Below are 26,102 nucleotides of genomic sequence, written 5' to 3' on the forward strand. Positions count from 1 at the left end.
TGAGTCCGCGGCGGTGCCACCTCCCCCGCCCATGCCGGCACTCCCACCGCCACCCCGGCTCGCCGACGCGGCCGAGCGGCGCCGCCGCCGCAGCGGGTGGACGTCGGTCGGCATCGCGGTGGCCTCCGCCGCGGCCGCGGTGGCGATCGCCGTCCCGATCGCGATCTCGGTGTCCGGATCGAACGACTCGCAGGAGCCGGGCACCAGCGAGCAGGCGTTCGTCGAACGCCAGATGACTCCGCTGGAGCCGACGCCGGTCTCGGCGAGCTTCAAGCTCGTCCCGGCGGGCGACCGGACGCGCGTGGTGATGTCGTGCAGCTATCCACCGGGCGAGCAGCTGCGCTACAGCGCGAATCTCGCGCTGTACGTCACCAGCACCAGCGGCCAGCAGCAGAAACTCGACGAGTGGCCCGCGGGCCCAGGCACCGAGCTGACCATCGACCGGACCATCGAGGGCGCACCCGATCAGGTCCGCTCGGTGGAGATCCGCGCGGCGAACACCGGGAAAGTGCTGCTCACCGGCACGGTCTGATCGATCGGACAATCCCCTGCGGGTACTGCCCCGCGGGGGATCGCGGATTGGTGGCGGCTAGATGTCCAGGTCCTCGATCTTCGGCCCTCCGGCCACGTCCGCGACCCGCCGGTAGAGCTTGTCGGGCAGCTGCCCCTTCAACTCGTCCAGGGAATCCACCACGACGAAGACGAAATCGCCCCAGTCCTGTTGCCCGACGCCGAGCAGGCGGCGCCAGCTCTTCGGGTCCCGCCAGTCCTTGAGCCAGTTCGCGCCCGCGTCTACGGGATAGTCGTCCCAGTTCGAATACTGGGCGTGCATCACGTACTTGCCCTTGCGGCTGCGATACACCTGGATGTGCTCGATCCGCGTATCGTTGACCTCGTGCCACTCCCCCAGCAGAGTGCCGGAGAAGCGGACTTGGCGCACACCGTCGCGGCCGACCTTGACCACGATCTCGTCGTAGCCCTCCAGCCGACCCTCCTCGAGTTCGATGAACCGGCGCAACGCCGTGACCACCGCACCCGAGAGGTTGCCGCCGACCAACTCTTGCGCGCGCTGGAACAGCGGGAGGTCGTCGTCGGCAACGTAGATCGTCTTGTTGGGCATACCCCGACTATACGTAGATGTATACGTACACGCAAGGTGTCACTCACCTCCCCCTGAAGCAGCGTTGAACCGTTCGGCGGTCCGGCCCGTATCACTCCTGTACGCAGTCGATTCATCGTCAGCGGAAAGGAGTGCCGATGCGGACTCGGGTCGTGGACCATCTGGTGCAAGCGGTGTCGGCGTTGGGTGTTCGGCACATCTTCGGGGTGGACGGCGCCAATATCGAGGACCTGTACGACGCGATCTTCGACGCGCCGGAGTACGTCACGGGGGTGGTCGCCAAACACGAGTTCTCCGCGGCCACCATGGCCGACGGGTATGCCCGCAGCACGGGCGGATTCGGCGTCGTCGCGGCGACCTCCGGCGGCGGTGCGATGAACCTCGTCGCCGGACTCGCCGAATCGTTCGCGTCGCGTGTGCCGGTACTCGCACTGGTCGGCCAGCCGCCGACCACGCTGGAGGGCAATGGCGCGTTCCAGGACACCAGCGGACGCGCCGGGACCATCGATGCGGTCCGCCTCTTCGGCGCGGTCAGCACCTATTGCGCACGGGTGGAATCGGCCGAGGATGTGCCGGAGCAGCTGGACCGGGCGATGCGAGCCGCCCGGCACGGCGGTCCTGCGGTACTGCTGCTGCCCAAAGACGTGCAGCAGGCCGAACTGGGCAACGTCGCCCCGTTTCGGCCGAGCCCGCGGACGCACCGGGCCGACCACGCCGGAATCGCTCGCGTGCGCGCCGCGCTCACCACGGCCCGGCACACCGGCAAGATCGTGATCATCGCGGGTGATCAGGTCGCGCGCGACGACGCGCGCGCCGAGTTGGCCCGCTTGGCCACCGCGCTGGAGGCCGCGGTGGGCGTCGCGCCGGACGCGAAGGACACCTTCGACAACACCGATCCCGCCTTCCGCGGTGTCGCGGGCAGCATGGGTCACCCTGAGCTGACGGCGGCCATCCGCTCCTCGGCCCTGTGCCTGCTGGTCGGCACCCGGTTGCCGGTGCCCGCCCGCGCCGGCTCGGAGACCGCGCTCGCCGAACGCGCGGTCGCGAGCATCGGCGTGGCGCCGCCGTACCTGCCCACCATCCACGCGACCAGTACCGATCTCGCGCGAACGCTCGCCGGACTCGCCGACGAACTGGACGACGGCAGTACCGGATCCGAACGCGTGCTCGCGGCGCAACCGCTGACTTCCCTGCGCGTGCCCGCGTCCTCCGGTCCCGGTCTGCGCTATCGGGATGCGGTCGAGACGATCGACGCGGTCTTGCCCGAAGGCACCGACGTGTTCGCCGACGCGGGCAACACCGGGGCGGCCGTCGTGCACCATCTGCGGGTCCCACGGGGCGGCCGGTTCGTGGTCGCCCTCGGTATGGGCGGGATGGGTTACGCCTTCGGCGCGGGCATCGGTTCCGCGTTCGCGCGGCACGCGCGAGCGGACGGCTTGCGGCGGACGGTGGTCATCGCCGGTGACGGGTCGTTCTACATGCACGGTATGGAGCTGCACACCGCGATCGAGCACGCGCTGCCGGTCACCTTCGTCGTGCTGAACAACAACGCGCACGCCATGTGCGTGACCAGGGAGCAGCTGTACTACCGGGATCGCTACAGTTTCAACCGATTTCGTCCGGCCTACCTGGGCGCGGGCGTCGCCGCGATGTTCCCCGAGCTGCCCGCGTTCTCGGTGCACACCGTCGGCGATCTCGCCGCGGCGCTGCGACGCTGCCTGGAAACCGAGGGCCCGTCATTCCTTTCGATCGAATGCGACCCCGACGAGATCCCCCCGTTCCTGCCCTTCCTGACCACCGTCGAGCAATCCGGGAAGGCCCGATGACCCACACTCGCCCAACCCGTGCGGGCACCGTGCCTGCGCCCGCCGAGAGGAGCACCCCGTGACCGCGACTTCCCTGCCCGCCCTCAGCGACATCCCGGAGGAGGGTCTGCCGAATGTGGTCCGCGTCGAGAACTTCGACAAGGACGCCGCCACTCCGCTCATCATGGACATGCTGCGATCGGTGTACCCACACGACCAGATCTACGGCGAATACTGTCCGGTGCAGGGCTATATCGCCGCACCGCCGCGAGAGGTGTACGAATACCTCGCCGACACCAGGTCGCTGGAGGAGTGGACCTACAGCATGCGCGGGTTCGCCGAGACCGACGAACCCGGACTGTGGCTGGCCTACGACCGGCTGGGCGCCGACACCAAGATCTTCACCCGCACCATCGCGAACCCCGAGGCCATGACCGTCGACTACCACTGCGCCTGGGACCAGTCACGGCACCTGTGGATGATCTACCTGCTGCGCGTGGTCGACGCCCGAGTGGTGTTCGACAAGCCGGGTTCGGTTGTCCTGTGGGTGAATTGCAAGCACCCGTTCTACGACGAGAACCCCTACCCGGAGACCGCGCCGCCGAAGCGGAAGGTGTGGGTCGGCGACTTCTGGGAGCTGTTCTCGGCGGGTCATCAGCTGGAGATGGACAACCTCAAGGCCATCTGCGAGTACCGGGCCAGCCACGGCCTGCCCATCAAGCCCGACTGGATGAAGTGAGACGCGTTATGCACCAGAACACCTCCGGCCTACCCCCGGTCAGCCTCGTCGACGTGTCCTCGTATCTACCCGGCGAACCGGTCGGCACCGAATACTTCACCCAGTTCGCCCGCTCGGACCGGATGGCCAAGAACGTCATGTTCCGCGCGCCCAAGGGCCGCCACCACATAGCGCGCGACGAGACCGCGGTGGACATGGTCGAGCGCGCCGTCGCACCGCTGATCGAACGCAACGGCGCCGACGCGATCGCCGAGGTCGACGTCCTGCTCACACACACCCAGCTGCCGGACAATCCGGTGCTCGGCAGCGGCCCCGAGGTGGCCCGGCGGCTCGGCATCCGTCCCTCGTACGTCTACGACCTGCACAACGGCGGGTGCGCGGCGTTCGTGCACATGATGGCGATGGCCCGCATGATCCTGCAAACCACCTCCGCGCGCACCGCGCTGATCGCGGCGAGCCAGAACTGCGCGGGACCGGTGTTCACCCAGACCGAGATCCGTAAGCTGGCCCAGGCTCCGGTGCCCGGCGACGGCTGCGGAGTGGGGCTGCTGCGCAAGGACGACAGCGCTCCGATCCTCGACGTCGAATGCCGCACATATCCCGAATTCGCGGGAGACATGGAGTTCTCCACCAACGGCGAGCGCAAGTACTGGGAGCCGGGCGAGGGACAAGGGTGTGTCAGCTTCACCGAGTCCAAGGTCACCAAGGTGTTCGCCAGGGGCAACCGGCTGGTTCCGGAAGTCGCCCTCGCGGTGTGCGATCGGCTCGGCGTGCGCGGACGCGACGTCGACACCTTCGTCACCAATCAGCCGAACCGGCTGTTCCTGCGCAACTGGCACGACGCGCTGGAGCTTCCGGCGCAGCGGCATCCCGACACCTTCGACTCCTGCGGAAATCTGTTCGCCGCCGGTATCCCGGTGACCCTGGACGTGGAGAACCGGGCGGGACGGCTGGCCAACGGCTCGCTGGTCCTGCTGGCGGGGTTCGCGCACGCGGGCGACTTCGCGGGCGCGGCCGCCATCCGCTGGGGAGCCGCGCGATGAGCGTGCGCGTCGTCGACGGCACCCGGCCCTCCCGCAGGCACCCCGCGCCCCGGGTGCCGCCCCGTTTCGACCTCACCCTGAGCGAGAACCCGTTCCCGCCGCTGCCTTCGGTGCTGCGGGCGGTGCACATGACGCTGGCACAGGCCAACCGATACCCGGAGTTCCTGCCGCATCGGCTGCCGTCGCTGATCGCCCGGCATGTGCACGTGCGGGCGGATCAGGTGGTGGTCGGCTCGGGGGCGACCGGGGTGGCCCTGCAGATCCTGCAGGCGCTGACCACGCCGGGCACGGAGATCGTCTACAGCGCGCCGACGTTCGACGGGTATCCGATCATGGCCGAGATGACCGGCCTGGACGCCGTGCCGGTGCCGCTGGACGCGACGGGGAACCAGGATCTGCGCGCGATGCGCCGCGCCATCGACCGGCGCACCGCACTGGTCGTGGTGTGCCGTCCGCACAATCCCACGGGCACGGTGATTCCGGCGGACGAGCTGAAGGCGTTCCTGTCCGACGTGCCCGCCCGGGTTCCGGTGATTCTCGACGAGGCGTACGTCGAATTCCTCGGCGCGGCCGAGTACGTCGACCCGCTGGCACTGCTCGCCAAGCACCCCAACCTGCTCGTCCTGCGGACCTTCTCGAAGGCGTACGGATTGGCCGGGCTGCGAATCGGTTACGCCTTCGGCAACACCGAACTGATCGCGCGGGTGGGTAAGTTGCAACTGCCCTTCGGGCTGAGCGCGGCGGCGGTGGCCGCGGTCGCCGCCTCCTACGCCGCCGAACCCGAACTCGCCGCACGAACCCTCCGCATCACCGAGGAACGAGACGCACTCCGTGCGGCACTGCTGGCTCGCGGATTCGCGATACCGGAAAGCCGCGCCAACTTCCTGTTCGTCCCCGGTCCCGGCACCGTCACCGCCCTCCGTCGCGCGGGGATCGCCGCGAAGCCTTATCCGGACGGCAGCGCTCGGATCGCCGTCGGCGACCCCGCCGCCGATCATGCGGTTCTGGAAGCGCTTCTGCCGCACACTTCGTGACCGTTGAGACGGAAAGAGGTCGGCCCGTGCCGGATCGTCCGTCCGACACGGGCCGTACAGCGCGCCGTCACGCGGTGAGGGCGCGCTGCGGCTCGGCGGCGGTGATGTGACGACGGCGAGACGGGAGCATCGATGTCGGGTGCGAGATGCTCCACGCCGCGCTCTTGCAGATGAACTCCTTGACTCGCGCGGCCGCCCGGCCGGTGAGGGCGGAGGGCTTGGGCTGATCGTCGGGGGTGACCCACTGGACGACGGCATCGCGGCGGCCGAGGCTGATGCACTGGGCGGTGTAGCCGATCGAATTGCTGGGGATCTTTCGGCCGGTCAGACGCGCGGCGATAGCGTCGGCGGCCTGATAGGCCGAAGGGACACCCGAAGCGCAGGACATGCGCAGCGGCTCGCCGTTCGCCCCGGGGGCGAGCGCGGCGTCGCCGACGGCGTAGACGTCGGGGTGCGAGACCGACCGCATCGTGTCGTCGACGATGATCTGTCCCGTCGCCGACACCCGCAGGGTGGTGGCCGCGGCGATCGGGTGCACGGCGAAACCGGCTGTCCACAGCGTCATTCGGGCCGGGATCGTGCGGCCGTCGACGGTGACGGCGCCGGTCGGCTCGACGCGGGCGATGTCGGTGTGCTCGTGCACGGTGATGCCGAGCCGGTCGAACGCCTTGCGCAGATACTGTTGGGCCTTCGCGCTCAGCCAGTCGCCGAGGCCGCCGCGAGCGATGAGGGCGACCTCGAGATCCGGTCGAGCCTCAGCGATTTCGGTGACGGCTTCGATGCCGGTGAGACCGGCGCCGACGACCAGCACGGTCGCACCCGCGCCCAAGCCGGCCAGACGCTCGCGCACCCGCAGCGCGGACTGCTTGCCCGCGATGTCGTAGGCGTGCTCGGCCACACCGGGCACGCCGCAGTCGGCGGCGGCGCTGCCGAGGGCGTAGACGAGAGTGTCGTAGGTGATCTCGCGGCGGCCATCGGCGGCATCGATGTCGATCACCTTTCGGTCGACATCGATCGCGGTCACCCGCGCGGTCACAACCCGCACGCCTGTGTCGGCGAAGACATCGGCCAGCGCGCGGGTCTTCAACTCCTGACCTGCGGCGAGCTGGTGCATGCGGACCCGCTCGACGAACTCCGGATCGGCGTTGACGAGATCGATCTCGACATCGGCGGGATGCAGCCGCTTGGCCAGGCGACCAGCGGCGTTGGCTCCGGCGTATCCCGCGCCGAGAACGACGATGCGATGCTTCATGGTCTCACTCCTGTCTGGGTGGTGTTCGCTTCCTGAACCGGACAGCGACGCGAAACCTGACAGACGTGGACTGTGATCTAGGTCACCACCCCGCGAGGAGGGGGTCGGCGTGCTCGGATGCGGCCCAGTGGCGCGTCGCCCGTTCGAGCTTCTCCGGGTTGGCTTGGGTGTGAACAGCCACGATGCCGTCGGTGGTCACCTCCAGGGTGATGACGATGACGACCCGATCGCCGACCACGACCACCAGTGCGGGTCCGCCATTGACCACCGCGGCGAACAGGTCGGCACGACCGCCGATCGTCGCCCACTTCTCCTCGGTGGGCTCGAACAGGCGGCGCAGGAACCGCGCCACCCGCAGCGCGCCGGTGATCGGCTCCGGTAGAGAGAAGACCACGCCGCCACCGTCGCCCGCGCTGATCGCGTCGTCGGCCAGCATCCGCACCAGCGAGTCGGTGTTGCCGCTGAGCGCCGCGGCCAGGAATTCCTCGACGACCTTGCGGGCGACGGCCTCATCGGCTTCCACGCGGCTCCGGTCGCTGGTCACGCGCTGTTTGGCGCGCCGGTAGATCTGATAGCAGTTGGACTCGGTGATATCGAGGATCTCGGCGATCTCGTTGTGCGCGTAACCGAATGCCTCGCGCAGCACATACACCACGCGTTCATTGGCCGACAGCCGTTCCATCAGGGTGAGCATCGCGATCGACACCGATTCGCGCTGCTCGACGGTCTCGGCCGGGCCGAGCATACGGTCCCCGGCCAAGATCGGCTCGGGCAGCCACTGGCCTACATATGCCTCTCGCCGTACCCGTGCCGAAGCGAGCTGGTTGAGACAGATATTGGTGAGCACCTTGGTCAGCCACGCCTCGGGCGTCTCGACGAACGCGCGGTCGGCGGCGTGCCAGCGCATGAACGTATCCTGCACCGCGTCCTCGGCGTCGCTCGCCGAACCCAGCAGGCGATACGCGATCGCCTCCAGTCGCGGCCGGCAGTTCTCGAATACCTCGACCTCAGGCGCAACAGCCGACATGGCTCGAAACTAACCGCCGCCGCCCGCTTCCGCCAACCGCTACACCCGCCACCCCAGAACAGACGTCGACGAGCCACCCAGCCGGTACAGACGATGTCCGGGCGGGCGCCCTTGGAGTAGTCGAGCGGAAGTGATTCGATCGAGGGATGTGGCGCGCATTCGAGGCCAACGCGGCGCCTGCGCACGGGACCGCCAGTCGGGTCCTGTTCCGGTTCGCCGTGGGACGACGGGCGTTCATCCTGCGCCAGACGATCATCGAACCCGGCGGCTCCAGCGGGTGGCACTATCACGACGGGACGCTGTTCGTCCTCGTCGCGCGGGGGACGCTCGATCACCCGGGCGCGGACTGCGCGCCGGTCACCTATCGGCGGTGGCGAGTCTTCCGCGAACCGAGCGGACCGCGCTACCCGCACATCGCCCGCAATATCGGGACCGAGCCGGTGCTGCTGTGCGTGCTCTACATCACTCCGGTCGGCAGCCCGCTGTCGCGCAGCGTGGCGCCGCCGAAGTGAGCCACGGTTGCTCTCAGTTCGCGGGCTGGCAGGCGTCGCGGAGTGAACACGCGCCGCAGGAGCTGCCGCAACCGCTGGTCTCGGGGGGCGGAGCGATGGCGTCGGCGGCCTGTGCGGCGGCATTCGCACCCGCGCCGAGGGTGAACAGCGCGACCACGGCGGTGCAGGCCGCGACCACCAGCGCGACGAAGCCGCCGGCGACCAGCGCGACGAGACCACCGGCGAACAGCAGCGCCCCGGCCGCGATCGAGGTGGGCGCGGCGACCCGGTTGGCGACGCGGAACGTCTCGCCGGTGGACAACGCGGCCTCGGTGTGGACCCCGAAGAAACGATTGCGGGGCAACCGGCCGGTCAGCCCGAGTGCGCCGGTGGTGACGGCTACGACAGCCAGCGCGAACAGGACGAGAGCGACGACGAACACCCATGCAGGCTAGCGCATCGGTGCCGCCCCGCCGATGACGGGCGGTGCGACCGGGAACACGTCGGCAAAGTCCAGGCCAGCCCGATTTTCGGTCCAGCGGAGGTGACGTTCTACCCTGATAGACGAAGTTTGTCGGGGATCGGCGACCACAAGAAGGCAGGACCGTGCAAGACACACGCGCAACCGAAAGCGATGTACCAGAGCATCGGTACAACGCGGAGCTTGCCGGCCGCATCGAACGCCGGTGGCAGCGGACGTGGGACGAACGCGGAACCTTCCATGCGCCGAACCCGGTGGGGCCGCTGGCGGGCCCGACGCCGCCGGACAAGCTGTTCGTGCAGGACATGTTCCCCTACCCCTCGGGCGCGGGACTGCACGTCGGACATCCGCTGGGTTATATCGCCACCGATGTCTTCGCCCGCTACCACCGCATGCACGGCCGCAATGTGCTGCACGCCCTCGGCTACGACGCCTTCGGCCTGCCCGCCGAGCAGTACGCGGTGCAGACCGGCGCGCACCCGCGCGACACCACCGAGTCGAACATCGCCACGATGCAGCGCCAGCTGGACCGGCTGGGGCTCGGCCACGACCGGCGGCGCTCGTTCGCGACCACCGACCCGGAGTACTACCGCTGGACGCAGTGGATCTTCCTGCGCATCTACAACGCGTGGTACGACCAGGAGGCCGATCGCGCCCGCCCGATCGCCGAACTGGAGGCCCAGTTCGCCTCCGGTGCACGGGCGGTACCGGACGGGAAGGACTGGGCCACGCTGAGTCCCGCGGAACGCGGCGCGCTGCTGGACTCCTACCGCTTGGTCTACCAGACGGATTCGATGGTGAACTGGTGCCCGGGTCTGGGCACCGTGCTGTCCAACGAAGAGGTCACCGCCGAAGGCCGCAGTGAGCGCGGGAACTTCCCGGTGTTCCGGAAGCGGTTGTGGCAGTGGATGATGCGCATCACCGCCTACGCCGACCGGCTGGTCGACGACCTCGACCGGCTGGACTGGCCGGAGAACGTCAAGGCCATGCAGCGCAACTGGATCGGGCGTTCGCGCGGCGCGCAGGTGAGGTTCGACGCCGACGGCGAGCAGATCGAGGTTTTCACCACCCGGCCCGACACCCTGTTCGGAGCGACGTACGTCGTGCTGGCGCCCGAACACGAGCTGGTGGACAAGCTGACCGCGGCCGCGTGGCCCGCCGACGTCGATCCCCGCTGGACCAACGGCGGCGCCGCGTCCCCGGCGGACGCCGTCGCGGCCTACCGCAAGTCGATCGCGGCCAAATCGGATCTGGAGCGTCAGGAGAACAAGGAGAAGACCGGCGTCTTCCTGGGCAACTACGCCGTCAACCCGGTGAACGGCGCACCCGTGCCGATCTTCATCGCCGACTACGTGCTCAGCGGCTACGGCACCGGCGCGATCATGGCGGTACCCGGGCACGATCAGCGCGACTGGGATTTCGCCACCGCGCTCGGTTTGCCGATCAAAGAGGTCATCTCCGGCGGCGACATCACCGTCTCGGCGCACTCCGGTGAGGGCGAGCTGGTGAATTCCGGCTACCTGGACGGGCTGTCGGTGGAAGACGCCAAGGCCACGGTGATCGCCCGGCTGGAGTCCGACGGCCACGGCACCGGCACCATCCAGTACAAGCTGCGCGACTGGCTGTTCGCCCGGCAGCGCTACTGGGGCGAGCCGTTCCCGATCGTCTACGACGAACAAGGCGCGCCGCACGCGCTGCCGGAATCCATGCTGCCGGTGCGGCTGCCGGAGCTCGACGACTTCGCGCCGGTGACCTTCGACCCCGACGACGCGACGTCCGAACCGTCGCCACCGCTGGCGAAGGCCACCGACTGGGTGCATGTCGAACTGGACCTCGGCGATGGGCCCAGGAAATACCGGCGTGACACCAACGTCATGCCGAACTGGGCGGGCAGCTCGTGGTACCAGCTGCGCTACGCCGATCCGACGAACACCGAGGCGTTCTGCGCCAAGGAGAACGAGACGTACTGGCTGGGCCCGCGCGCCGAGGTCGGCGGGCTGAGCGATCCGGGCGGCGTGGATCTGTACGTCGGCGGCGTCGAGCACGCGGTGCTGCACCTGCTGTACGCGCGGTTCTGGCAGAAGGTGCTGTTCGACCTGGGCGATGTCAGCAGCTCGGAGCCGTATCGGCGACTGTTCAACCAGGGCTACATCCAGGCGCACGCCTACACCGACGAGCGCGGCGCGTACGTGCCCGCCGCCGAGGTGGTCGAACGCGACGGCCGGTTCTTCTGGACCGATGCCACCGGCACCGAGGTCAGGGTGTTCCAGGAGTACGGCAAGATCGGCAAGTCGCTGAAGAACGCCATCTCCCCGGACGAGATGTGCGATCTGTACGGCGCCGACACCTTCCGCTTCTACGAGATGGCCATGGGTCCGCTGGACACCTCGCGGCCGTGGGCCACCAAAGACGTCGTCGGCGCGCACCGGTTCCTGCAACGGGCCTGGCGCCTGGTGGTGAACGAGGAGTCCGGCGCGCTGCGGGTCACCGACGCCGAGCCGACCGGCGAGACGCTGCGCCTGCTGCACAAGACGATCGCGGGCGTGGACGAGGATTTCGCCGCGCTGCGCGACAACACGGCGGGCGCCAAGCTGATCGAGCTGACCAACCACCTGACCAAGAGCTACCCGGACGGCGCGCCGCGCTCGGTGGTGGAGCCGCTGGTGCTGATGCTGGCGCCGCTGGCCCCGCACGTCGCCGAGGAGCTGTGGGAGCGCCTGGGCCACACCACGTCCCTGGCGCACGGCCCGTTCCCGGTCGCCGATCCCGCCCTGCTGGTCGAGGAGTCGGTGGAGTACCCGATTCAGGTGAACGGCAAGGTGCGCAGCCGGATTCAGGTGGCGGCCGACGCGGACAACGCGGCGATCGAGGCGGCCGCGCTGGCCGACGAGAAGATCGCCCAGCTGCTCGACGGCGCGGCGCCGCGCAAGCTGATCGTGGTGCCCGGACGGTTGGTGAACATCGTCGCCTGACGCTGGTCAGCGCGGCCGGACCAGCACGTCGTCGAGGGGGTCGCGCTCGTTGACGACGTCGGCCCGCTGCCCGTAGCACTGCGGGACGGCGGGCGAGCTTGGGCCACGGCGTGCCCGAGCAGGCCCTCGACGACGACGAGGACGTCATCGCCGTCCTGCTGCCCGACGACCTGGTGCTGCCCCGCGGTTGCGCGGCGGCGTGCCCGATGACGATCGTCTGCGGCTGGATATACGCCGGCCGCTGCTGCCGGAACGCCGCCGAGGCGCCGTCGATCAGTAGGGCCGGAGCACGACCTCGGTCGGGTGTGCGTCGCGCGGAGTGTCGATGGCGGAACGCACCGTGTACGCCACCGTCTCGGGGGTGAGGAAATCCTCGGCGCGGTACTCGCGCCCCTCGCCCGCGATGATCTCTCGCTGCATATCGGTGTCGATGCGCCCCGGGTGGATCGAGGTCACCCGCAGTTCCGGCTCCTCCTGCCGCAACGCGTCACCGAAAGCGCGCAGGCCGAACTTGCTCGCCGCGTAGGAGGCCCAGCCCGGGTTGGCGCGCAGCCCCGCACCCGAGTTGATCAGCACCACGTGCCCCTTGCCCGCCCGCAGCGCGGGCAGCAGCAGCCGGGTGAGCTCGGCGACGGCGATGAGGTTGGCCTCCAACGTATTACGCCACTGTTCGACGGTGGACCCGGCGATCGTGCCGAGATCGGCGATGCCCGCGTTGTGCACCAGTACGTTCAGGCTCCGGATGGGGGCGACCGCTTCGGCGAGGGCGGCATAGTCGGTCAACTCGACCGGCCAGCCCTGCGCGGCGGGCAGCTCCGCCAGGATGCCGCGCAGCGAATCCGCCGATCGGGCGCCCAGCAGCAGGTCGTGCGTGGGTGCGAGTTCGCGGGCGATCGCGGCGCCCAGGCCACGGCTGGCGCCGGTGATCAACGCGGTCGGTTTCGCGGGCGCGGCGGAAGTCATGGGCCCCACCGTAACCGGCCGGGTGAAGGAGGCGTAGAAACGCGTAGCACTGGACGAACGACTAGCGCTGCGCACCGAATCGAGGCGACAATCTCGAGCAGCGAATCACGGACGGGGCATGCGAAAGTGAGAACCGCCGAACACGAACCGGCCACGGGCCCAGGGGCCGGTGACGAAACGGACACCGCTGAGCGGGCATATCTGCGGGTGACATCGCAGAATAGGGGGATGGCACATCCGGGCTTCACCCCCACCCAGCTCGCGGCCCGCGCTGCCTACCTGCTGCGCGGCAACGATCTGGGCACGATGACCAGCGCGGCGCCCCGCCTGTACCCGCACATGTGGAGCTGGGACGCGGCATTCGTCGCGGTCGGCCTCGCGCCGCTGAGCGTGGAGCGGGCGGTGATCGAGCTGGACACCCTGCTCTCGGCGCAGTGGAAGAACGGCATGATCCCGCACATCGTCTTCGCCAACGGCGTGGACGGCTATTTTCCCGGCCCGGCCCGCTGGGAGTGCCGCAAACTGGCGGCCAACGCGCCGGACGACCTGGACACCTCCGGGATCACCCAACCGCCCGTGCATGCCATCGCGGTGCAGCGGATCCTGGATCATTCGCGCAGGCACGGCCGCAGTACCAGGTCGGTGGCCGAGGAGTTCCTCAACCGGCGCTGGCCGGATCTGGTGCGCTGGCACCGCTGGCTGGCGCACGCCCGCGACCCCAAGGAGACCGGCCGCATCACGCTGTATCACGGCTGGGAGTCCGGGATGGACAACTCGCCGCGCTGGGATCGCGCCTACGAGCACGTGGTCCCCGGTGACCTGCCGCCCTACCGCCGCGAGGACGTGCTGGTGGTGTCCGATCCGACCCAGCGGCCTACCGACCGCGAGTACGACCGCTACCTGTGGCTGGTGGAGCAGATGCGCCGCGCGGGCTACGACGACTACCAGCTCGCCTCGACCATGAGCTTCGCCGTCGAGGACGTGTTCGTCACCGGGATATTCGCGCTGGCCTGCGAGGTGCTGGCCAATATCGGCGAGGAGTACAAGCAGCCGCACGCCGACGTACGCGATCTCTACGCCTGGGCCGACCGTTTCCGCGCGGGCGTCGTCGCGACGGCCGATGCCCGCACCGGCGCGGCCCGCGATTTCGACGTGCGATTGCAGCGGTGGATCAATACCGAGACGCTCTCGATGTTCGCGCCGCTGCTGTGTGGCGGCCTCCCCCGCGACACCGAGCGCAGCTTGCTGCGCGTCTTCGAGGGTCCGCGCTTCTGCGGCCACCCGGATCTGCGCTACGCGCTGCCGCCATCGACCTCGCCGGTGTCCAAGGATTTCCGTTCCCGCGAGTACTGGCGCGGCCCGGTGTGGCCGGTGATGAGCTGGCTGTTCTCCTGGGTCTTCGCCAGGCGCGGCTGGGCCGAGCGCTCGTTCATGTTGCGCGCCGAGGGCTTGCGGCAGGCCAGCGACGGCAGCTTCGCCGAGTACTACGAACCGTTCACCGGTGAACCACTCGGCAGCATGCAGCAGTCGTGGACGGCGGCGTCGGTCCTGGATTGGCTGGGGTGAAAGCCACAGAACAGTTCTGACACCCCATTCGTCACACTGGTAACAGCCAGAGCGAATGGCTATCGTCGTGCGGCATGGGTATCTGGAGGTCGACCACTCGCCGCGGCACGGCGCTGTCGCTGTTCGCACTGTCCGGCATCCTCGTCGCCACGCTCCCCGCGACCGCGGCGCCGACCGGTCCGGATGTCTCCTCGTGGCAGCACACCGGCGGTAGTCCGATCGACTGGTTCGCGGTCAGGCGCGCCGGCCACAACTTCGCCATGGTCAAGGCCACCGAGGGGCTCAGCTACATCAACCCGTACTTCGTGCCCGACAGCCTGCTGATGCGCGCGGCCGGAATGGCTCGGGGCACCTACCACTACGCCCGCCCCAACCTGCCGCCCGAACCTCAGGCCGCGCTGTACGCGGCGGTGGTGCTCGGACAGAACGGACCGCTCGACCTGCCGCCCGTGCTGGACTTGGAGGACTCCGGCGGTCTCGGCCCGGCGGCTTTGATCGACTGGACCCGCCGCTACCTGAACACCGTGGAAACGCTCACCGGCCGCGTCCCCATCGTCTACACCTATCCCAACTTCTGGCGTACCGCGATGGCCGACACCGCCGAGTTCGCCGATTACCCACTGTGGATCGCCGACTATCGCGGCAACGCCCAACCCGAGGTGCCCGGCGGCTGGTCTACCTGGACGTTCTGGCAGACCACCGACAGCGGCGCCATCCCCGGCATCGCGGGCCGCGTCGACCTCAACGTCTACAGCGGAGCCCAGGGTGATTTCGCCGGCTACGCCAACATCAGCGGCACCGGCAGTAGCTGAGAGCGGAGCCGCTACCCGCCCAGTCGGGTAGCGGCTCCACCCGTGGGGAGAGCCGCGGATGATGGTCGGCCGTGGTCGCAGGGGCCGGTAGCCGCGGCTGTGGTCTCAGGCGCCGATGCGGCCGCCTGCCTTCTTCCAGACCGCAACGACCGAGGGGCGAGGCTGGGAGGCGCCGCCGTCGGGCCAGTGCGACAACGGGTTGTCGGGAGTGGCGTCGTCGGCCTCGCCGGGGTGCTGCACGCACACCATCACCCGTGCCTCGCCGACCACCGGGCCGCAGGTCTCCGCGCCGCGCGGGACGGTCAGGAACTGTTTGGTCTGACCGCGATTCGGCCCGTCGAGCACCACGGCGAACAAGCCGTCGTTCGACTTCATGGCGTTGCCGTCGGTGGAGATCCACAGGTTGCCGTACGGGTCGAACGCCAGGTTGTCCGGGCAGGAGATCGGACTGACCTTCGACTTGTCGTAACCGGCGAAGTAGGTGTCCGCCGCCGCGGGATCGCCGCAGACCAGCAGCAGCGACCAGGTGAAATCGGTGCCGGTGTGGTTGTCGTCGATCTCCAGGATCTGGCCGTTCTTGTTGAGCTTGCGCGGGTTCGCCTCGTCCGGCCCCTGCTTGCCCTCCGCACCGCGGTTGTCGTTGTTGGTCAGCGCCACGTACACCTTGCCGGTGTACGGGTTGGCCTCGAAGTCCTCCGGGCGGTCCATCTTGGTGGCGCCCACCTTGTCGGCGGCCAGGCGGGTGAACACCGCCACCTCTTCCGCGCTCATGCCCTCGACCAGCGACTTTCCCTTGCCGTCCACGCCGGTTTCCAGCAGCGGGATCCACTTGCCGGTGCCGGTGAAGCCCTTGTCCGACGGCTCGGCGCCGGTGCCGTCGATCTTGTCCGCGTGATCACCGGTGAGCTTGGCGACGTACAGCGTGCCCGCGTCCAGGATGGTCAGGTTGTGCCGCATGCTCGCCGCCCCGGTGCCCGGCTGGATCTTGCGCGAGGACACGAACTTGTACATGTAGTCGAACTTCTCGTCGTCACCGGTGTAGGAGACGACGTCGCCGTTCTTCGTGACGTAGATGGTGGCGGCCTCGTGCTTCACCCGGCCCATCGCGGTGTGCTTGATCGGCGTCGAGTTCGGATCCCACGGGTCGACCTCGATGACGTACCCGAATCGGTTGGCCTCGTTGGGTTCCTGCGCCAGATCGAAGCGCTTGTCCGCGCGCTCCCACAGGTTGGCGGTCTTGCCCGCGGCGAAACCGTAGCGCTTCAACCGCGCGGCGGCGGCCGGCTCGGTCACCTTGTCCGCGTTGGCGAAGTAGGCGTGGAAGTTCTCCTCGCCCGACAGCACGGTGCCCCACGGGGTCAGGCCGCCGGAGCAGTTGGCGAACGTGCCGAATACCTTGGTGCCGGTCGGATCGGCCGAAGTCTTCACGAAATCGCTGCCCGCGGCGGGACCGGTCAGCTTGAACTCGGTGGTCGCGGTGATCCTGCGGTTGTATTTGCCGAAGGCGGGAACCAGCTTGCCCGAACCGGATTCGCCGCGCACCTCGACCACGGTCAGTCCGTGGGCGGCCATGGTGACCGCGATCTGCTCGTCGGTCGGCGCGTCCTTGTTGTAGCCACGGAACATGTGCGGGCTGGTCGTGTACTCGTGATTGACCACGAGCAGGTAGCCATTGGCCTGGCCCTCGATCGGCAGCAGAGCGGCGAAGTCGTTGTTGTAGCCGAACTGCTCGGCCTGCGCGGCGGCGGTCTGCTTGTCGAAGTCGAAGGCGGGCGCGTCAGGGAACAGCGGATCGCCCCAGCGGATCACGACGGACTGCTCGTAGCCGTCCGGGATCACCACGGCGTCTTCCTTGTTCGGCGCCACGGCGGTGAAGTCGACACCGGTTCCCGGCGGGCCCGCGGGCGAAGTCGCCGCCACGGATGCGGGCTCGCTGTCGTCACCGCAGGCGGCGAGGACGCTGCCCGCCCCGACCGCGAGCACGGCGGCCGCACCGCCCTTGATCAGCCCGCGCCGGTTCAGCGAGCTGACGATGTCACCGAAGTAGGCGCCCGCGGAGGTGTTCGGCGCCTCGTGGAAGCACGCGTTCGCGCACTTGTATTCACAGGTCACGGCGGCGCGCGACGATTGGCCGTCGTGCTGAACGAAAAGGGCGAGTGGCTGAAGACTCACGGTGACTCCTGGGTTGGGCCGATGGCCGCACGGTAGACCATGCGGACGATCCGGAAGGGACGACAAAGTGAACAGCCGCCCAATTACGTAACCCTGAGATTGCGCGACAGCCAGACCTGGGAACAACGAATGCCGCGCCGACTCGATGATCTCGAATCGACGCGGCATTGGTGTCTGCGGGCGGTCGCCTCGTTCCCGGCCGGCCCGGCGCGAAGTTCGTCCGGCTCGCCCATCAGGCGTTGACCGGCAGGGCGATGACGACCTCGCTCTCGTTCTCGGGCAGGTAGTGCGCCCGCAGGATGCGCCCCACCTGCACTTGGGCGACGCTGGCTGGTGCGAGGAACTTCGTCACCCGGGTGGTGAAGCTCGACCCGTCCGGCCGGGTGACCACCAGGCCGAGCTGGACCTCGGAGTGACCGTCGCGGATCGCGCCGGTGACCGACAGCGACTGCACCACCGCCTGGGTGGCGATGCCACGCTCGGCGATGTCGAGCTTGTGCCGCGTGGTGATGCCCTTGCGGATCAGGGACTCGTTCATGGCCCGCTGCGCGGCGGACGCGTCGCCGGACAGGTCCACCTCGACCTTGTCGGTCCGGCCGGGCAGGTAGCGCACCGGCAGCACCACACCGGCGCGCAGCAGCGCCAGTTCGGTGAACGGCACGATCATCTTCGCGGAGGAATGGAAGGTCTTGCCGTCCGCGCCTTCGACGCTGAACTCGACGTGGACCTGCGGTTGGTCGTTGACGGTGACGCCGGTCTGCCGCACCGAACGGACGGTGCCGAGGCCGGTGAGCCCGTCGCGGAACTCCGCGCTGTTGCGGCCGGTCAGCGCGCTCATGATGCCTTCGCCGGTGAACGCGAAGACCATGGGGACCAGGGTGAGCGCGATGATCGGCAGCGCCATCTCGAAGCCGAGCCAGCCCATTCCGGAGGGCTCCCATTCGCTGGTGGGGACGTAGGTAACGGCGTGGTAGACGTAGTAGCCGATCGCGGCGGCGGCGAGGGCGAGGGCGATCAGACGGATCTTCTTCATGGCATTTCCTTCGAGCGTGCGAGGTTTCGGGATTCGCCGCGCCCCGTCATCCCGGCGGGTCGGCCAGGATGACGGGGGCGCAGCGGGGGCATGCGGCGATCAGGCGCCGACGATGGCCGAGCAGGCGAAGGTGATGTCGAACTTCGAGGTCTTCGGCCCGGCCAGCGGGTTGGTCAGGTCGGGAGCGCCGACGCCCTCGCCGGTGACCTTGTAGGTGTTGCCGTCCTTCACGACCGTGGCGGAGCCGCCCGGCATGCCGTTGCCGAAGCCCACCGCGTAGGGCAGGCCGTTGTCGCCGCCCTTGCTGCCCGCGATCCCGACCGCCTGCACGGTGTTCGCGTCGGTGATGGTCGCGCTCACCGAGAGGTTGCCGTAAGCGGAGTTCTCCGTGTCGGTCAGCGCCAGCGCCAGGGTGCCGCCCTGCTTCGCGCAGGTGGTGGTGAACTTGGCGTCGAAGGCCTTGCCGTCGACCGAAGCGACCGACTTACCCCCCGGGGCGGGCTGGGCCGAGGATGGCGCGGGCGCGGCCGGGGAGCTGCCCTTGCTGTCACCGCATCCGGTGAGAACCGCGACTGCGGCGGCGGCGGCGAAAGCGGCGGCGGCGATGCGGAGCGAAGTGGCGTTCATGGTCTGTGTCCTTGTCGTTCGAGGGGCGGGGCCCCTGGTCCTGTTCTCCGGCCCTCCTGTGGGGCCGTTGAGTAAAAGGTAGGAACGATGCGCGCCCTACCGATCCCAGGTTTTCCGCATATGCGCAGGTAGATGACGTGCGACTGCGCCCAACGATTCCGGGGAACCGGATCGTCTCTCCGGAAACCCGCCCGACACCTCGGTCAAGATGGAGCAAGGCCGATCGGCGCCGAACGACCTAGACCTGGCGCGAAAATTACATACCTTGCTTCATTAGTTATCTAATTCAGGTATCTTCGTGACATGGCTACAGGAAGTCACGTCGCTGATCTGATTTCCCTGGCAGCAGAGCAGAGAGGCCTGGTCACCAGTCGACAGGCGCGGGAGGTCGCGTCCGTGACACCGCAACAGCTCAAGCGCCTGAGCGACTCCGGGGTGCTGGAGCGGCTTCATCATGGCCTCTATCGGCTCGCTCGCGTCCCGCACGACGAGCATCTGGAGATGCGAGTGGCGTGGTTCGCGCTGAATCCGGACCTCGTCGCGTGGCAACGCCTGGAGCAGGAAGTGCCCACCGGGGTGTTATCTCATCGAACCGCCGCCGAGCTGCACCGACTGGGAGATCTGGACGCTGACGTCGTGGAACTGACCACGACCCGGCGGATCCGGCTGTCACTGCCCGACATCGAAATCCATCGGGGCCACATCACCCGCGATGACTGGCAGATAGTCGATGAGCTACCGGTGACCACTCCCCACCGAACTATCAGCGACCTCGCCGCGGCAGGTCTCGATTCCGGCCATCTCGCTTCGGTTGTTCGTGACGCGCTCACACGCAACCTGACCACTACCGAAGATGCCGTAGCGGCACTCGCGCCCCATGCCTTCGGCTATGGGTATCGAGCGTTGGACGGGCACGGCTTCCTCGAAGCGCTCATCGTGCAGGCGGGAGTACCGGTCAACACCCTGGCCATGGCGGACATCGCGAGGCGCCACTCCGAAGCCGCCGCCTTCCGAGACAGCCACTCGCCGGACGAGTCCGCACTCAGGGCAGCGGCGTCCGAACTGACGAATCCCGCGTTCGAATCCATCCTGCAGGCCGCCGCGCAACTGCGGAAGATCGATCCCGACACCCTGAGATCCGTGCGGCAGGCAGCCGAAAGCCTGAGCAAGATCGATCCACATATCCTGGAAGTACTCAGGCGCACAACACAATAGAGGAGTAGTACCGACCGATGAGCTCGTCATCGCGTTCACCCCAGGCCGTTCGGACGAGCATCACGACCCGGCTGAACAACTACGCGAAAGCGAACAAACAAAGCCTCAACCTTGTGCGCCGCCGCTTCGTCATGGCCAGGTTCCTGGCTCGCGTCTTCGACATGGACCCTGAGGGATGGATCCTCAAAGGCGGAGTCGGCATGATGGTGCGCCTGCCCGACGCGCGCTACAGCAAGGACATCGACCTACTCGTAGCCATGAACATGTCAGAGGCAGTGGAAGCTTTGCGTCACACCGGCCGCAACCACGCCATCGACCACTTCCTTTTCGAAGTCGGGCCGCCGATCCAGTTGAGCAACGGCAAGGGAGTGGCTGTACGTGTCGAGGCATTGCTCGGCGGAAAGGTTTTCGACGCTTTCTCGATCGACCTTTCCTCCGCCCGCCGTGAACTCGTCGGGCAAGTCGAGCGCCGCCCCATCCCCCGGTTGGTCGATACCGCCGACTTCTCGCAGGAGACCACCGTCCAGCTCTATCCGCTCGCCGACCAGATCGCCGACAAGATCTGCGCGATGTATGAGATCCACGGCGCCGTCGGTACGGAGTCAGGACGCTACCGCGACCTGGTGGATCTCCTGTTGATCAGCGGCTTTCTCGCAATCGATCTCTCCTCCACCGTCACAGCCCTCGAACGCGAGAAAGCTCTTCGCAACATTCCCGCACTGCCCACGGCCCTCGAAAGTCCAGGCCCCACCTGGCCGGTCAGGTGGTCGGCTACCGCGCGCGAAAGTCCGCTCGCTGCCGACTACCACGACTTCGACATGGCACTCGCCGCGGCAAGCCGTTGCTACAGCCGAATCCTCAGTTCGCTTCCCGCTGCTGATCATGAAGCGACATGGAGCCACGAACGAAACACCTGGGAATGACGACGGTCGGCACAGTCGAACCACCGCCACCTACCGGCTATTACAACGAGAACGGCCCGGCCGCCGTCCCTCCGAGGACAGCGGGCCGGGCCGCAGTGATCGCTTACTGCTACGGGCGCTTGAACTCACCGTCGTTCACGCCAGCGGTGAACGCGTCCCACTCACCGGGGGTGAACACCAGCGCGGGGCCGGTCGAATTCTTCGAGTCGCGCACGCCGACCTGACCGCCGTCAAGAAACGCCACCTCAACGCATTCCTTGCCTCCCGAGCTGCGGCTGCTCTTGAACCAACGCGCCCCGGACAAATCAACGGTCACGACGAAAACTCCCTTGCTAGCCGCCGGAACATGTTCCGGCTAGTCACGGCGTCCAACGCAGCACGTTGGATAGTTGCAGACGCTTCACGGTAACTGTTCACGTCTTCTTCGCGCTCAAGGTACATGTCTCCAGTGAAGTTCTCGACGTAGATCACGGTCGGTTCGGATACGCCCTCCACGTCTGGCGCGAAGTCGAGAATCACGAATGGGCCGATAGGTACGCCGATCGGAATGCCAGCGGTGTACGGCAAGACCCGGATGCTTACGTTGGGTCGAGTACTCATGTCCGCTAGGTGACGCAGCAGCGCGGCCATGGTTGCCGGATCGCCGACTATCGTGTGTAACACCGACTCGTGGAGTACCACTTCGATGCGGGTCGGCTTCGTCTTCCTGGTAAGGATGGATTGCCGTTCGAGCCGCAGCCGGATGCGCCGCTCCTGCTCGTCTTCGGAATCGTGCGGGAAGTAGATCCGGTCCAGCGCGCGAGCGTAGGCGGCCGTCTGCAACAAGCCTGGAACCAGGTCCGGCCGGTAGATCGTCATCTCATGGGCGGACGACTCCATGTCGACGTACATCACGAAGCCATCGGGTATGAGATCACCAAAGGCGTGCCACCAGTTCTTCACATCGGCTTGCTGGGCGAGTCCGACCATGACGGCCGTTCGCTCCGCGCTGAAGCCCAGAATCTCGCACAGCTGTTGGACATCGGCCTTCCGTAGTTTGCCTTCTTCGCCGCGCTCGATGCGGCCCAGTTTGCTGATGCTCCACTCCATGAGCTCAGCGACGTCCGCTAGTTTGAGGCCCTGGCTGTTGCGTTGCTCGCGAAGGTATCGACCCAATGCGCGGCGCGGCAGCGCCCTTCGGGCCGTGCTTCCTACCATTACCTGCTCCCCACCATGTTCAGTCTGGCACCTTGTCATTGCCAGTTTGGACATCCAGCTTCGCCAGTTTGGCAGTTGTCCTGCACCTTTAGGGCAGTTTTCCGCGATATCTGAAATGGCAATGCCAGTTTGGCCTGCTCATGATGTCCTGGGTAGCGCGCCCAGTAGGAGGCGAAGGAGTCCTCCGCCCTCGGGTATCGCAGGAGGCACGGGGCTGGGCGCACACCTAACCGTCGTTCGATGGGAGCAGAGTTCTTCGATGGACCAACAGGATGCGTTCGGGGACACACCACGGTCCCGCTGCATGTTCTACCGCAGGAGTTGCGGATTCAATGCCGTGATCGACCCTCCGGAACTCGGCCGGATCGTGATGCGCGCCGGATCGGTGTGGGCGGTGACGATGCCGAGCAGGTTGGGTCAGGCGGTGAAAGCGCACATGCAGTGCAGCGGCATCGCTCTCGGACCCGTTGTCGGACATCCGCGTTCGGATCGGTGGACTTTTCTCGTCCGTCCCGACATCGAGGACGACGACGTCAAGCTGTTCGCTGAGATGTTCCGCAAGGACGTGAGCATCGCGCGAGAGGGAGCCGTCATCGCACTGCCCTCTCCTAGCCCGAACGGCTCCATCCGGCAATGGATTGTCCCGGCTCGGAGCGCTTTCCTTCCGTCCGGCCTCGTTGTCGTCGATGCCGTACGGGCATGGTCCGAAGTTCCGCCGCAGACGGCCACGGCTCCGCGTTATGGCTGGTAACGAGATGGTGCCCGTACTCATAGCTTTCGGGGTCGTCTCATGGCTTGCGATCTGTTTCTTCGCGAGCACGGCGATCCTCGAATATCGCGTCAGCCGTGCCGAAAAGCTTTATCTGAAACAGGCCGCGAGCCGATCCCTGCCATCCGACGCCGATATCGAGTGCCTGTGTGACCTCACCGAACCGCGCCGCGATCCCTGGGTGCGCGCGGAACCGGTTCCGGCATAGCCGCTATCGCTCCACCTGAAGCGTGGCGGCAATGCCAATAACTCCGAAGTGCTGTCGCGGCTCCGCGCCGCCCTTTTCGTGGGAGGTGTTCGAACAATTGGTCGCCAATGGCGATGTCGAGGCCGAGTCGAACGGACCGTGCTACGACACCAACGTCCTCGCCCGGACGCTCTCGTGGTTGGACCACAACAACCCGCACTGGCCGATGCAGAGCTACGAGGCCGCGCGCACCGCCTACCACCATCACCAAGATTGCCCGCCCATGACCTGTGCCACCTACATAGCGGCGCTGTACAGAATCAGGAAATCGGAAAGCGCCGGTGACGCGCCAGGCGGTCCTTCCGAGGTACATCGTCAGGGAGTGATCATGCGGGCAGCCCGCACGGGATCTGCCGTGCGGCGTACGCACCAACCAATCGACCGCACCCGAGAGCAGGTGTCGCCGCACCCGGAGCAGCCGGACGTGCGTCTGGCGGTGGTGATCGACGGGCACCGGCTGGACTTCGCCGCCTGCCTCACATCCGCACTATGGTTCCTCCAAGAGCAGCACCAGCGACCCTTCGTCGACTCCGTAGAGGTAATCCCAGGCGACACCACCGGCCTGCGGCGGTTGCCGAACGAGCGCCTGTACGACGGGCCGTGAACTCGGCCGGTCAGCTCCGGGGCCTCTACACGTTCGCGGCAGGGCGCAACGGGGATGATCAACGAGAATCGCCAGCGACGGATCGGGATCCTTCACGGCCTTGACCTGCCCGTATGGCATCGAACCGCCTGGCCTGGGCCATCCGTTTTAGGTGGATGGCAACGGCTGGTCATCGCCAGGATTCACCGACCGAGAGGCCTTTCTGCGTACTGCAGTTATTGCAGAGCCAAAGTGTCGCCATTGCCGAATTCAGCCACCACTCGCAGCTTTCCTCCGAGCGCGCGAACATAGGCCGCCAATGTGCCGAGTTCGGTGTGTGACATGTCGCCGCGCTCGATATTGGACACCCGCGCCTGCGTCACACCCATCGCCTGGGCGATCTCAGTCTGTGTGCGCGCCTGAGCCTTACGGACCTGCGCCAGCCGATAAGCCCGCTGCGCCCCTTCGATCTCTAGCTTTGCCTCGGCGACATGCGCCGGATCGATGAGTCCCTGCGCATGCACGTCAGTCTTCACGTCCTTCCAACTACGTGCCATCGTCCTCACTGTCCTTCGTGTCGAGCCATCGTTGATAGCGCTTTTCGGCTACCGGGATATTGTCTATGTACCACTGTTTCCACTGGCCGGCCTTGTCTCCTGCGACCAGCAGGATCGCCTGACGGTCGGGGTCGAAGGCAAACAGAATGCGTATGTGGGTCGTCAACGGCCGAAGTTCTTTCAGGTGGTGCAGTTCCGACCCCTTGATCCGGTCCGCCAGCGGGCGACCGAGCAGCGGCCCCTCGTCGGCGAGGGTGTCGATGGCCGCCTCGACCCGAGCGGCCTGCTGGGCATCGGTGCGGGCCAAGGTGACGAACCACTCCTCGACCTCGTCCGTCAGGATCACAGTCCACACGCATCGATTATATCCTCAACGTTATACAACGACTACGTTATTTTCCCCGGAAGGCTGTATAGAACGACGACGAACGCCAGGTTTGGGAGTTCGCGGTGGGACTCGAACTGCCCGACGCGAGCGAGCCCGGCCGGCGCGCATCCCCAGTCGAATGCCGTCTCGCCGTGTACGTGACCGACGACGAGCTGGATGAACTGGTACTGGCGGTTGCGGAGGATCTACTGCCAAGTCGCGGTGTCGGGGTCGATGCCGTGGGCGCGCGCGCTGGCATCGATGATTCGACGCAACCACGTGGCGAGGCCGGTGCGGATGCCGTCGTAGTGGGCGGCGAATCCCGGATCGGCCTCGTACATGCGGCCGAGACAGACCTGCATCTGCCTGGTGAGGGGAAAGTACGAAGAAGAAAAGATCTCGCGGTGCCACTCGACGAGTCGATTCGCTTCCGGGCTACCGGGTGTGACGCCCGCGTCCATCGCAGCCTCGAAAGCGCGGTCGAGGTCGGCGATGGCGTCGGCGATGGTCTGCCATTCCTCTGGACGGCGAGATGCCGAGCGTTCGGCGTACTGCTGCCATTGCTTCGTGTCTCCATAGCGCTGACGCGCTTGGGCGGGCCAGTCCGGGTTCCACCGGGGGCCGAAGATCGCGGCCTGCTGCTCGACGGTCAGCAGCAGCCCGCGATCGTGGGCGTCGATCATCCGATCCAGACCGGCGCTGAGTTGCTGGAGGCGGTCGATCCGTTCGGCGATCTGGGTGCGCTGCGCGCGCAGTGCGCCGGGCACGTCTGCGGCCGAGCCGTCCAAGATGGCCCGGATATCGTCCAGGCCGAGACCGAGTTCACGGTAGACCACGATGCGGTTCAGGCGTTCCAGATCGCCAGCGGTGTAGAGCCGGTATCCGGCGACCGTGCGCAGCGACGGTCGCGCCAGACCGATCTCATCCCAGTGGTGCAGCGCGCGGACTGTCACGCCCAGACGCTTTGAGACCTGACCGACGGTCAAGCCATCGGCGTCAGGGGCATCAGGCATGCTCATCATTGTCGCCACGGACGCCCGGCGGGGTGATCCCGACGGCCGCGAGGTTCCGCGCCTCCGCACTGGCCGGATCGAAAGGCAACCACAT

At 67.4% G+C, this 26,102-nt stretch carries 27 protein-coding genes and 1 pseudogene; 15 read left to right on the forward strand and 13 right to left on the reverse strand.

The window, feature by feature from the left end:
* A partial coding sequence (locus ON29_RS28645; protein WP_217999325.1) for a zf-HC2 domain-containing protein occupies positions 1–532 on the forward strand: 532 nt, incomplete at its 5' end.
* A gap of 57 nt (positions 533–589) precedes the next feature.
* On the opposite strand, the gene ON29_RS28650 is transcribed toward ON29_RS28645, so the two are convergent.
* The gene (locus tag ON29_RS28650; protein ID WP_040871111.1) at positions 590–1,120 is read right to left on the reverse strand and encodes an EXLDI protein; all 531 of its coding nucleotides are present in this window, start codon (positions 1,118–1,120) and stop codon (positions 590–592) included.
* A 137-nt stretch (positions 1,121–1,257) separates the two neighbouring features.
* Between ON29_RS28650 and ON29_RS28655 the strand changes: the two genes are divergently transcribed.
* The 4 genes from ON29_RS28655 to ON29_RS28670 are packed head-to-tail and all read left to right on the forward strand — an operon-like array spanning position 1,258 to position 5,741.
* The gene (locus ON29_RS28655; protein ID WP_051175670.1) at positions 1,258–2,946 is read left to right on the forward strand and encodes a thiamine pyrophosphate-binding protein; all 1,689 of its coding nucleotides are present in this window, start codon (positions 1,258–1,260) and stop codon (positions 2,944–2,946) included.
* A gap of 58 nt (positions 2,947–3,004) precedes the next feature.
* The gene (locus ON29_RS28660; RefSeq protein ID WP_040871114.1) at positions 3,005–3,664 is read left to right on the forward strand and encodes a hypothetical protein; all 660 of its coding nucleotides are present in this window, start codon (positions 3,005–3,007) and stop codon (positions 3,662–3,664) included.
* A gap of 8 nt (positions 3,665–3,672) precedes the next feature.
* Positions 3,673–4,707, forward strand: a complete 1,035-nt coding sequence (locus ON29_RS28665) for a 3-oxoacyl-ACP synthase III family protein (RefSeq protein ID WP_040871116.1) — start codon at positions 3,673–3,675, stop codon at positions 4,705–4,707.
* Complete coding sequence (locus ON29_RS28670) at positions 4,704–5,741, forward strand: aminotransferase class I/II-fold pyridoxal phosphate-dependent enzyme (RefSeq protein WP_083864125.1); 1,038 nt, start codon at positions 4,704–4,706, stop codon at positions 5,739–5,741. Before ON29_RS28665 ends, ON29_RS28670 begins: the two co-directional genes overlap by 4 nt.
* 67 nt (positions 5,742–5,808) lie before the next feature.
* Here ON29_RS28670 and ON29_RS28675 read toward each other — a convergent pair whose 3' ends face one another.
* Together ON29_RS28675 and sigJ are read right to left on the reverse strand one after the other, a co-directional pair.
* Positions 5,809–6,993: an NAD(P)/FAD-dependent oxidoreductase gene (locus ON29_RS28675; protein ID WP_040871117.1), complete on the reverse strand. Its 1,185-nt coding sequence runs from the start codon at positions 6,991–6,993 to the stop codon at positions 5,809–5,811.
* A gap of 82 nt (positions 6,994–7,075) precedes the next feature.
* Positions 7,076–8,020: an RNA polymerase sigma factor SigJ gene (gene sigJ / locus ON29_RS28680; protein WP_040871119.1), complete on the reverse strand. Its 945-nt coding sequence runs from the start codon at positions 8,018–8,020 to the stop codon at positions 7,076–7,078.
* 146 nt (positions 8,021–8,166) lie between these two features.
* On the opposite strand from sigJ, the gene ON29_RS28685 reads away from it, so the two are divergent.
* A complete protein-coding gene (locus ON29_RS28685) occupies positions 8,167–8,532 on the forward strand; it encodes a cupin domain-containing protein (RefSeq protein WP_040871121.1) in 366 nt (121 codons plus the stop codon).
* A 13-nt stretch (positions 8,533–8,545) separates the two neighbouring features.
* On the opposite strand, the gene ON29_RS28690 is transcribed toward ON29_RS28685, so the two are convergent.
* A complete protein-coding gene (locus tag ON29_RS28690; protein WP_040871122.1) occupies positions 8,546–8,953 on the reverse strand; it encodes an SdpI family protein in 408 nt (135 codons plus the stop codon).
* 164 nt (positions 8,954–9,117) lie between these two features.
* Here ON29_RS28690 and leuS point away from each other — a divergent pair, with 164 nt between their 5' ends.
* Positions 9,118–11,964, forward strand: a complete 2,847-nt coding sequence (gene leuS / locus ON29_RS28695; protein WP_040871124.1) for a leucine--tRNA ligase — start codon at positions 9,118–9,120, stop codon at positions 11,962–11,964.
* 98 nt (positions 11,965–12,062) lie between these two features.
* Positions 12,063–12,152: pseudogene (locus ON29_RS36160) on the forward strand (UTP--glucose-1-phosphate uridylyltransferase); the annotation flags it as partial.
* An 85-nt stretch (positions 12,153–12,237) separates the two neighbouring features.
* Here ON29_RS36160 and ON29_RS28700 read toward each other — a convergent pair.
* Positions 12,238–12,927 carry an SDR family oxidoreductase gene (locus tag ON29_RS28700; protein WP_040871125.1) on the reverse strand — a complete coding sequence of 230 codons (690 nt, stop codon included), beginning with the start codon at positions 12,925–12,927 and terminating at the stop codon, positions 12,238–12,240.
* 228 nt (positions 12,928–13,155) lie between these two features.
* Here ON29_RS28700 and ggh point away from each other — a divergent pair, with 228 nt between their 5' ends.
* Together ggh and ON29_RS28710 are read left to right on the forward strand one after the other, a co-directional pair.
* The gene (gene ggh / locus ON29_RS28705) at positions 13,156–14,493 is read left to right on the forward strand and encodes a glucosylglycerate hydrolase (protein ID WP_040871126.1); all 1,338 of its coding nucleotides are present in this window, start codon (positions 13,156–13,158) and stop codon (positions 14,491–14,493) included.
* 74 nt (positions 14,494–14,567) lie between these two features.
* Complete coding sequence (locus tag ON29_RS28710; protein ID WP_040871128.1) at positions 14,568–15,305, forward strand: glycoside hydrolase family 25 protein; 738 nt, start codon at positions 14,568–14,570, stop codon at positions 15,303–15,305.
* Between the two features lie 105 nt (positions 15,306–15,410).
* Here ON29_RS28710 and ON29_RS28715 read toward each other — a convergent pair whose 3' ends face one another.
* The 3 genes from ON29_RS28715 to ON29_RS28725 all read right to left on the reverse strand — a co-directional run bounded on the left by ON29_RS28715 (position 15,411) and on the right by ON29_RS28725 (position 19,137).
* Entirely contained in the window at positions 15,411–17,477 is a 2,067-nt protein-coding gene (locus tag ON29_RS28715) for a PhoX family protein (RefSeq protein ID WP_040871130.1), read from the reverse strand.
* A 232-nt stretch (positions 17,478–17,709) separates the two neighbouring features.
* The gene (locus tag ON29_RS28720; protein WP_040871131.1) at positions 17,710–18,510 is read right to left on the reverse strand and encodes a hypothetical protein; all 801 of its coding nucleotides are present in this window, start codon (positions 18,508–18,510) and stop codon (positions 17,710–17,712) included.
* Positions 18,511–18,609: 99 nt separating this feature from the next.
* Positions 18,610–19,137, reverse strand: coding sequence for a lipoprotein LpqH (locus tag ON29_RS28725; RefSeq protein ID WP_040871132.1), 528 nt, complete (start codon positions 19,135–19,137; stop codon positions 18,610–18,612).
* A 303-nt stretch (positions 19,138–19,440) separates the two neighbouring features.
* On the opposite strand from ON29_RS28725, the gene ON29_RS28730 reads away from it, so the two are divergent.
* Both ON29_RS28730 and ON29_RS28735 read left to right on the forward strand, forming a co-directional pair.
* Positions 19,441–20,352 carry a type IV toxin-antitoxin system AbiEi family antitoxin domain-containing protein gene (locus tag ON29_RS28730; RefSeq protein WP_083864126.1) on the forward strand — a complete coding sequence of 304 codons (912 nt, stop codon included), beginning with the start codon at positions 19,441–19,443 and terminating at the stop codon, positions 20,350–20,352.
* Between the two features lie 17 nt (positions 20,353–20,369).
* Positions 20,370–21,275 carry a nucleotidyl transferase AbiEii/AbiGii toxin family protein gene (locus ON29_RS28735; RefSeq protein ID WP_040871134.1) on the forward strand — a complete coding sequence of 302 codons (906 nt, stop codon included), beginning with the start codon at positions 20,370–20,372 and terminating at the stop codon, positions 21,273–21,275.
* 109 nt (positions 21,276–21,384) lie between these two features.
* Here the strand turns inward: ON29_RS28735 and ON29_RS28740 are convergent, their stop codons facing one another.
* The gene (locus ON29_RS28740; RefSeq protein ID WP_040871135.1) at positions 21,385–21,591 is read right to left on the reverse strand and encodes a DUF397 domain-containing protein; all 207 of its coding nucleotides are present in this window, start codon (positions 21,589–21,591) and stop codon (positions 21,385–21,387) included.
* Entirely contained in the window at positions 21,588–22,472 is an 885-nt protein-coding gene (locus tag ON29_RS28745; protein WP_040871187.1) for a helix-turn-helix domain-containing protein, read from the reverse strand. The genes ON29_RS28740 and ON29_RS28745 overlap by 4 nt, the downstream gene beginning before the upstream one ends.
* Positions 22,473–22,731: 259 nt before the next feature.
* Here ON29_RS28745 and ON29_RS28750 point away from each other — a divergent pair, with 259 nt between their 5' ends.
* From ON29_RS28750 to ON29_RS28760, 3 genes are all read left to right on the forward strand, one after another.
* Positions 22,732–23,223, forward strand: a complete 492-nt coding sequence (locus tag ON29_RS28750) for a hypothetical protein (protein WP_051175672.1) — start codon at positions 22,732–22,734, stop codon at positions 23,221–23,223.
* Positions 23,213–23,449 carry a hypothetical protein gene (locus ON29_RS28755; protein WP_040871136.1) on the forward strand — a complete coding sequence of 79 codons (237 nt, stop codon included), beginning with the start codon at positions 23,213–23,215 and terminating at the stop codon, positions 23,447–23,449. Before ON29_RS28750 ends, ON29_RS28755 begins: the two co-directional genes overlap by 11 nt.
* 97 nt (positions 23,450–23,546) lie before the next feature.
* The gene (locus tag ON29_RS28760) at positions 23,547–24,092 is read left to right on the forward strand and encodes a hypothetical protein (protein WP_157172934.1); all 546 of its coding nucleotides are present in this window, start codon (positions 23,547–23,549) and stop codon (positions 24,090–24,092) included.
* A 215-nt stretch (positions 24,093–24,307) separates the two neighbouring features.
* Here ON29_RS28760 and ON29_RS28765 read toward each other — a convergent pair whose 3' ends face one another.
* From ON29_RS28765 to ON29_RS28775, 3 genes are all read right to left on the reverse strand, one after another.
* Positions 24,308–24,628, reverse strand: coding sequence for a helix-turn-helix domain-containing protein (locus ON29_RS28765; protein WP_040871138.1), 321 nt, complete (start codon positions 24,626–24,628; stop codon positions 24,308–24,310).
* Positions 24,618–24,974, reverse strand: coding sequence for a type II toxin-antitoxin system RelE/ParE family toxin (locus tag ON29_RS28770; protein ID WP_085994956.1), 357 nt, complete (start codon positions 24,972–24,974; stop codon positions 24,618–24,620). Before ON29_RS28770 ends, ON29_RS28765 begins: the two co-directional genes overlap by 11 nt.
* A 227-nt stretch (positions 24,975–25,201) precedes the next feature.
* Positions 25,202–26,008, reverse strand: a complete 807-nt coding sequence (locus ON29_RS28775) for a MerR family transcriptional regulator (RefSeq protein ID WP_085994958.1) — start codon at positions 26,006–26,008, stop codon at positions 25,202–25,204.
* Positions 26,009–26,102: the final 94 nt, after the last annotated feature.

Source organism: Nocardia exalbida NBRC 100660, assembly GCF_000308575.1.
In the GTDB taxonomy this organism is placed as follows: Bacteria; Actinomycetota; Actinomycetes; order Mycobacteriales; family Mycobacteriaceae; genus Nocardia; species Nocardia exalbida.

Bases quoted from the DNA above. Each gene is read 5' to 3' on its own strand.
- ON29_RS28685 (WP_040871121.1), top strand. From the start codon at position 8,167: ATGTGGCGCGCATTCGAGGCCAACGCGGCGCCTGCGCACGGGACCGCC.
- ON29_RS28700 (WP_040871125.1), bottom strand. From the start codon at position 12,927: ATGACTTCCGCCGCGCCCGCGAAACCGACCGCGTTGATCACCGGCGCC.
- ON29_RS28730 (WP_083864126.1), top strand. From the start codon at position 19,441: ATGGCTACAGGAAGTCACGTCGCTGATCTGATTTCCCTGGCAGCAGAG.
- ON29_RS28720 (WP_040871131.1), bottom strand. From the start codon at position 18,510: ATGAAGAAGATCCGTCTGATCGCCCTCGCCCTCGCCGCCGCCGCGATC.
- ON29_RS28765 (WP_040871138.1), bottom strand. From the start codon at position 24,628: ATGGCACGTAGTTGGAAGGACGTGAAGACTGACGTGCATGCGCAGGGA.
- ON29_RS28675 (WP_040871117.1), bottom strand. From the start codon at position 6,993: ATGAAGCATCGCATCGTCGTTCTCGGCGCGGGATACGCCGGAGCCAAC.
- ON29_RS28755 (WP_040871136.1), top strand. From the start codon at position 23,213: ATGGCTGGTAACGAGATGGTGCCCGTACTCATAGCTTTCGGGGTCGTC.
- ON29_RS28725 (WP_040871132.1), bottom strand. From the start codon at position 19,137: ATGAACGCCACTTCGCTCCGCATCGCCGCCGCCGCTTTCGCCGCCGCC.
- ON29_RS28650 (WP_040871111.1), bottom strand. From the start codon at position 1,120: ATGCCCAACAAGACGATCTACGTTGCCGACGACGACCTCCCGCTGTTC.
- ON29_RS28710 (WP_040871128.1), top strand. From the start codon at position 14,568: ATGGGTATCTGGAGGTCGACCACTCGCCGCGGCACGGCGCTGTCGCTG.
- ON29_RS28665 (WP_040871116.1), top strand. From the start codon at position 3,673: ATGCACCAGAACACCTCCGGCCTACCCCCGGTCAGCCTCGTCGACGTG.
- sigJ (WP_040871119.1), bottom strand. From the start codon at position 8,020: ATGTCGGCTGTTGCGCCTGAGGTCGAGGTATTCGAGAACTGCCGGCCG.
- ON29_RS28655 (WP_051175670.1), top strand. From the start codon at position 1,258: ATGCGGACTCGGGTCGTGGACCATCTGGTGCAAGCGGTGTCGGCGTTG.
- ON29_RS28670 (WP_083864125.1), top strand. From the start codon at position 4,704: ATGAGCGTGCGCGTCGTCGACGGCACCCGGCCCTCCCGCAGGCACCCC.
- ggh (WP_040871126.1), top strand. From the start codon at position 13,156: ATGGCACATCCGGGCTTCACCCCCACCCAGCTCGCGGCCCGCGCTGCC.
- ON29_RS28750 (WP_051175672.1), top strand. From the start codon at position 22,732: ATGGACCAACAGGATGCGTTCGGGGACACACCACGGTCCCGCTGCATG.
- ON29_RS28775 (WP_085994958.1), bottom strand. From the start codon at position 26,008: ATGCCTGATGCCCCTGACGCCGATGGCTTGACCGTCGGTCAGGTCTCA.
- ON29_RS28745 (WP_040871187.1), bottom strand. From the start codon at position 22,472: ATGGTAGGAAGCACGGCCCGAAGGGCGCTGCCGCGCCGCGCATTGGGT.
- ON29_RS28735 (WP_040871134.1), top strand. From the start codon at position 20,370: ATGAGCTCGTCATCGCGTTCACCCCAGGCCGTTCGGACGAGCATCACG.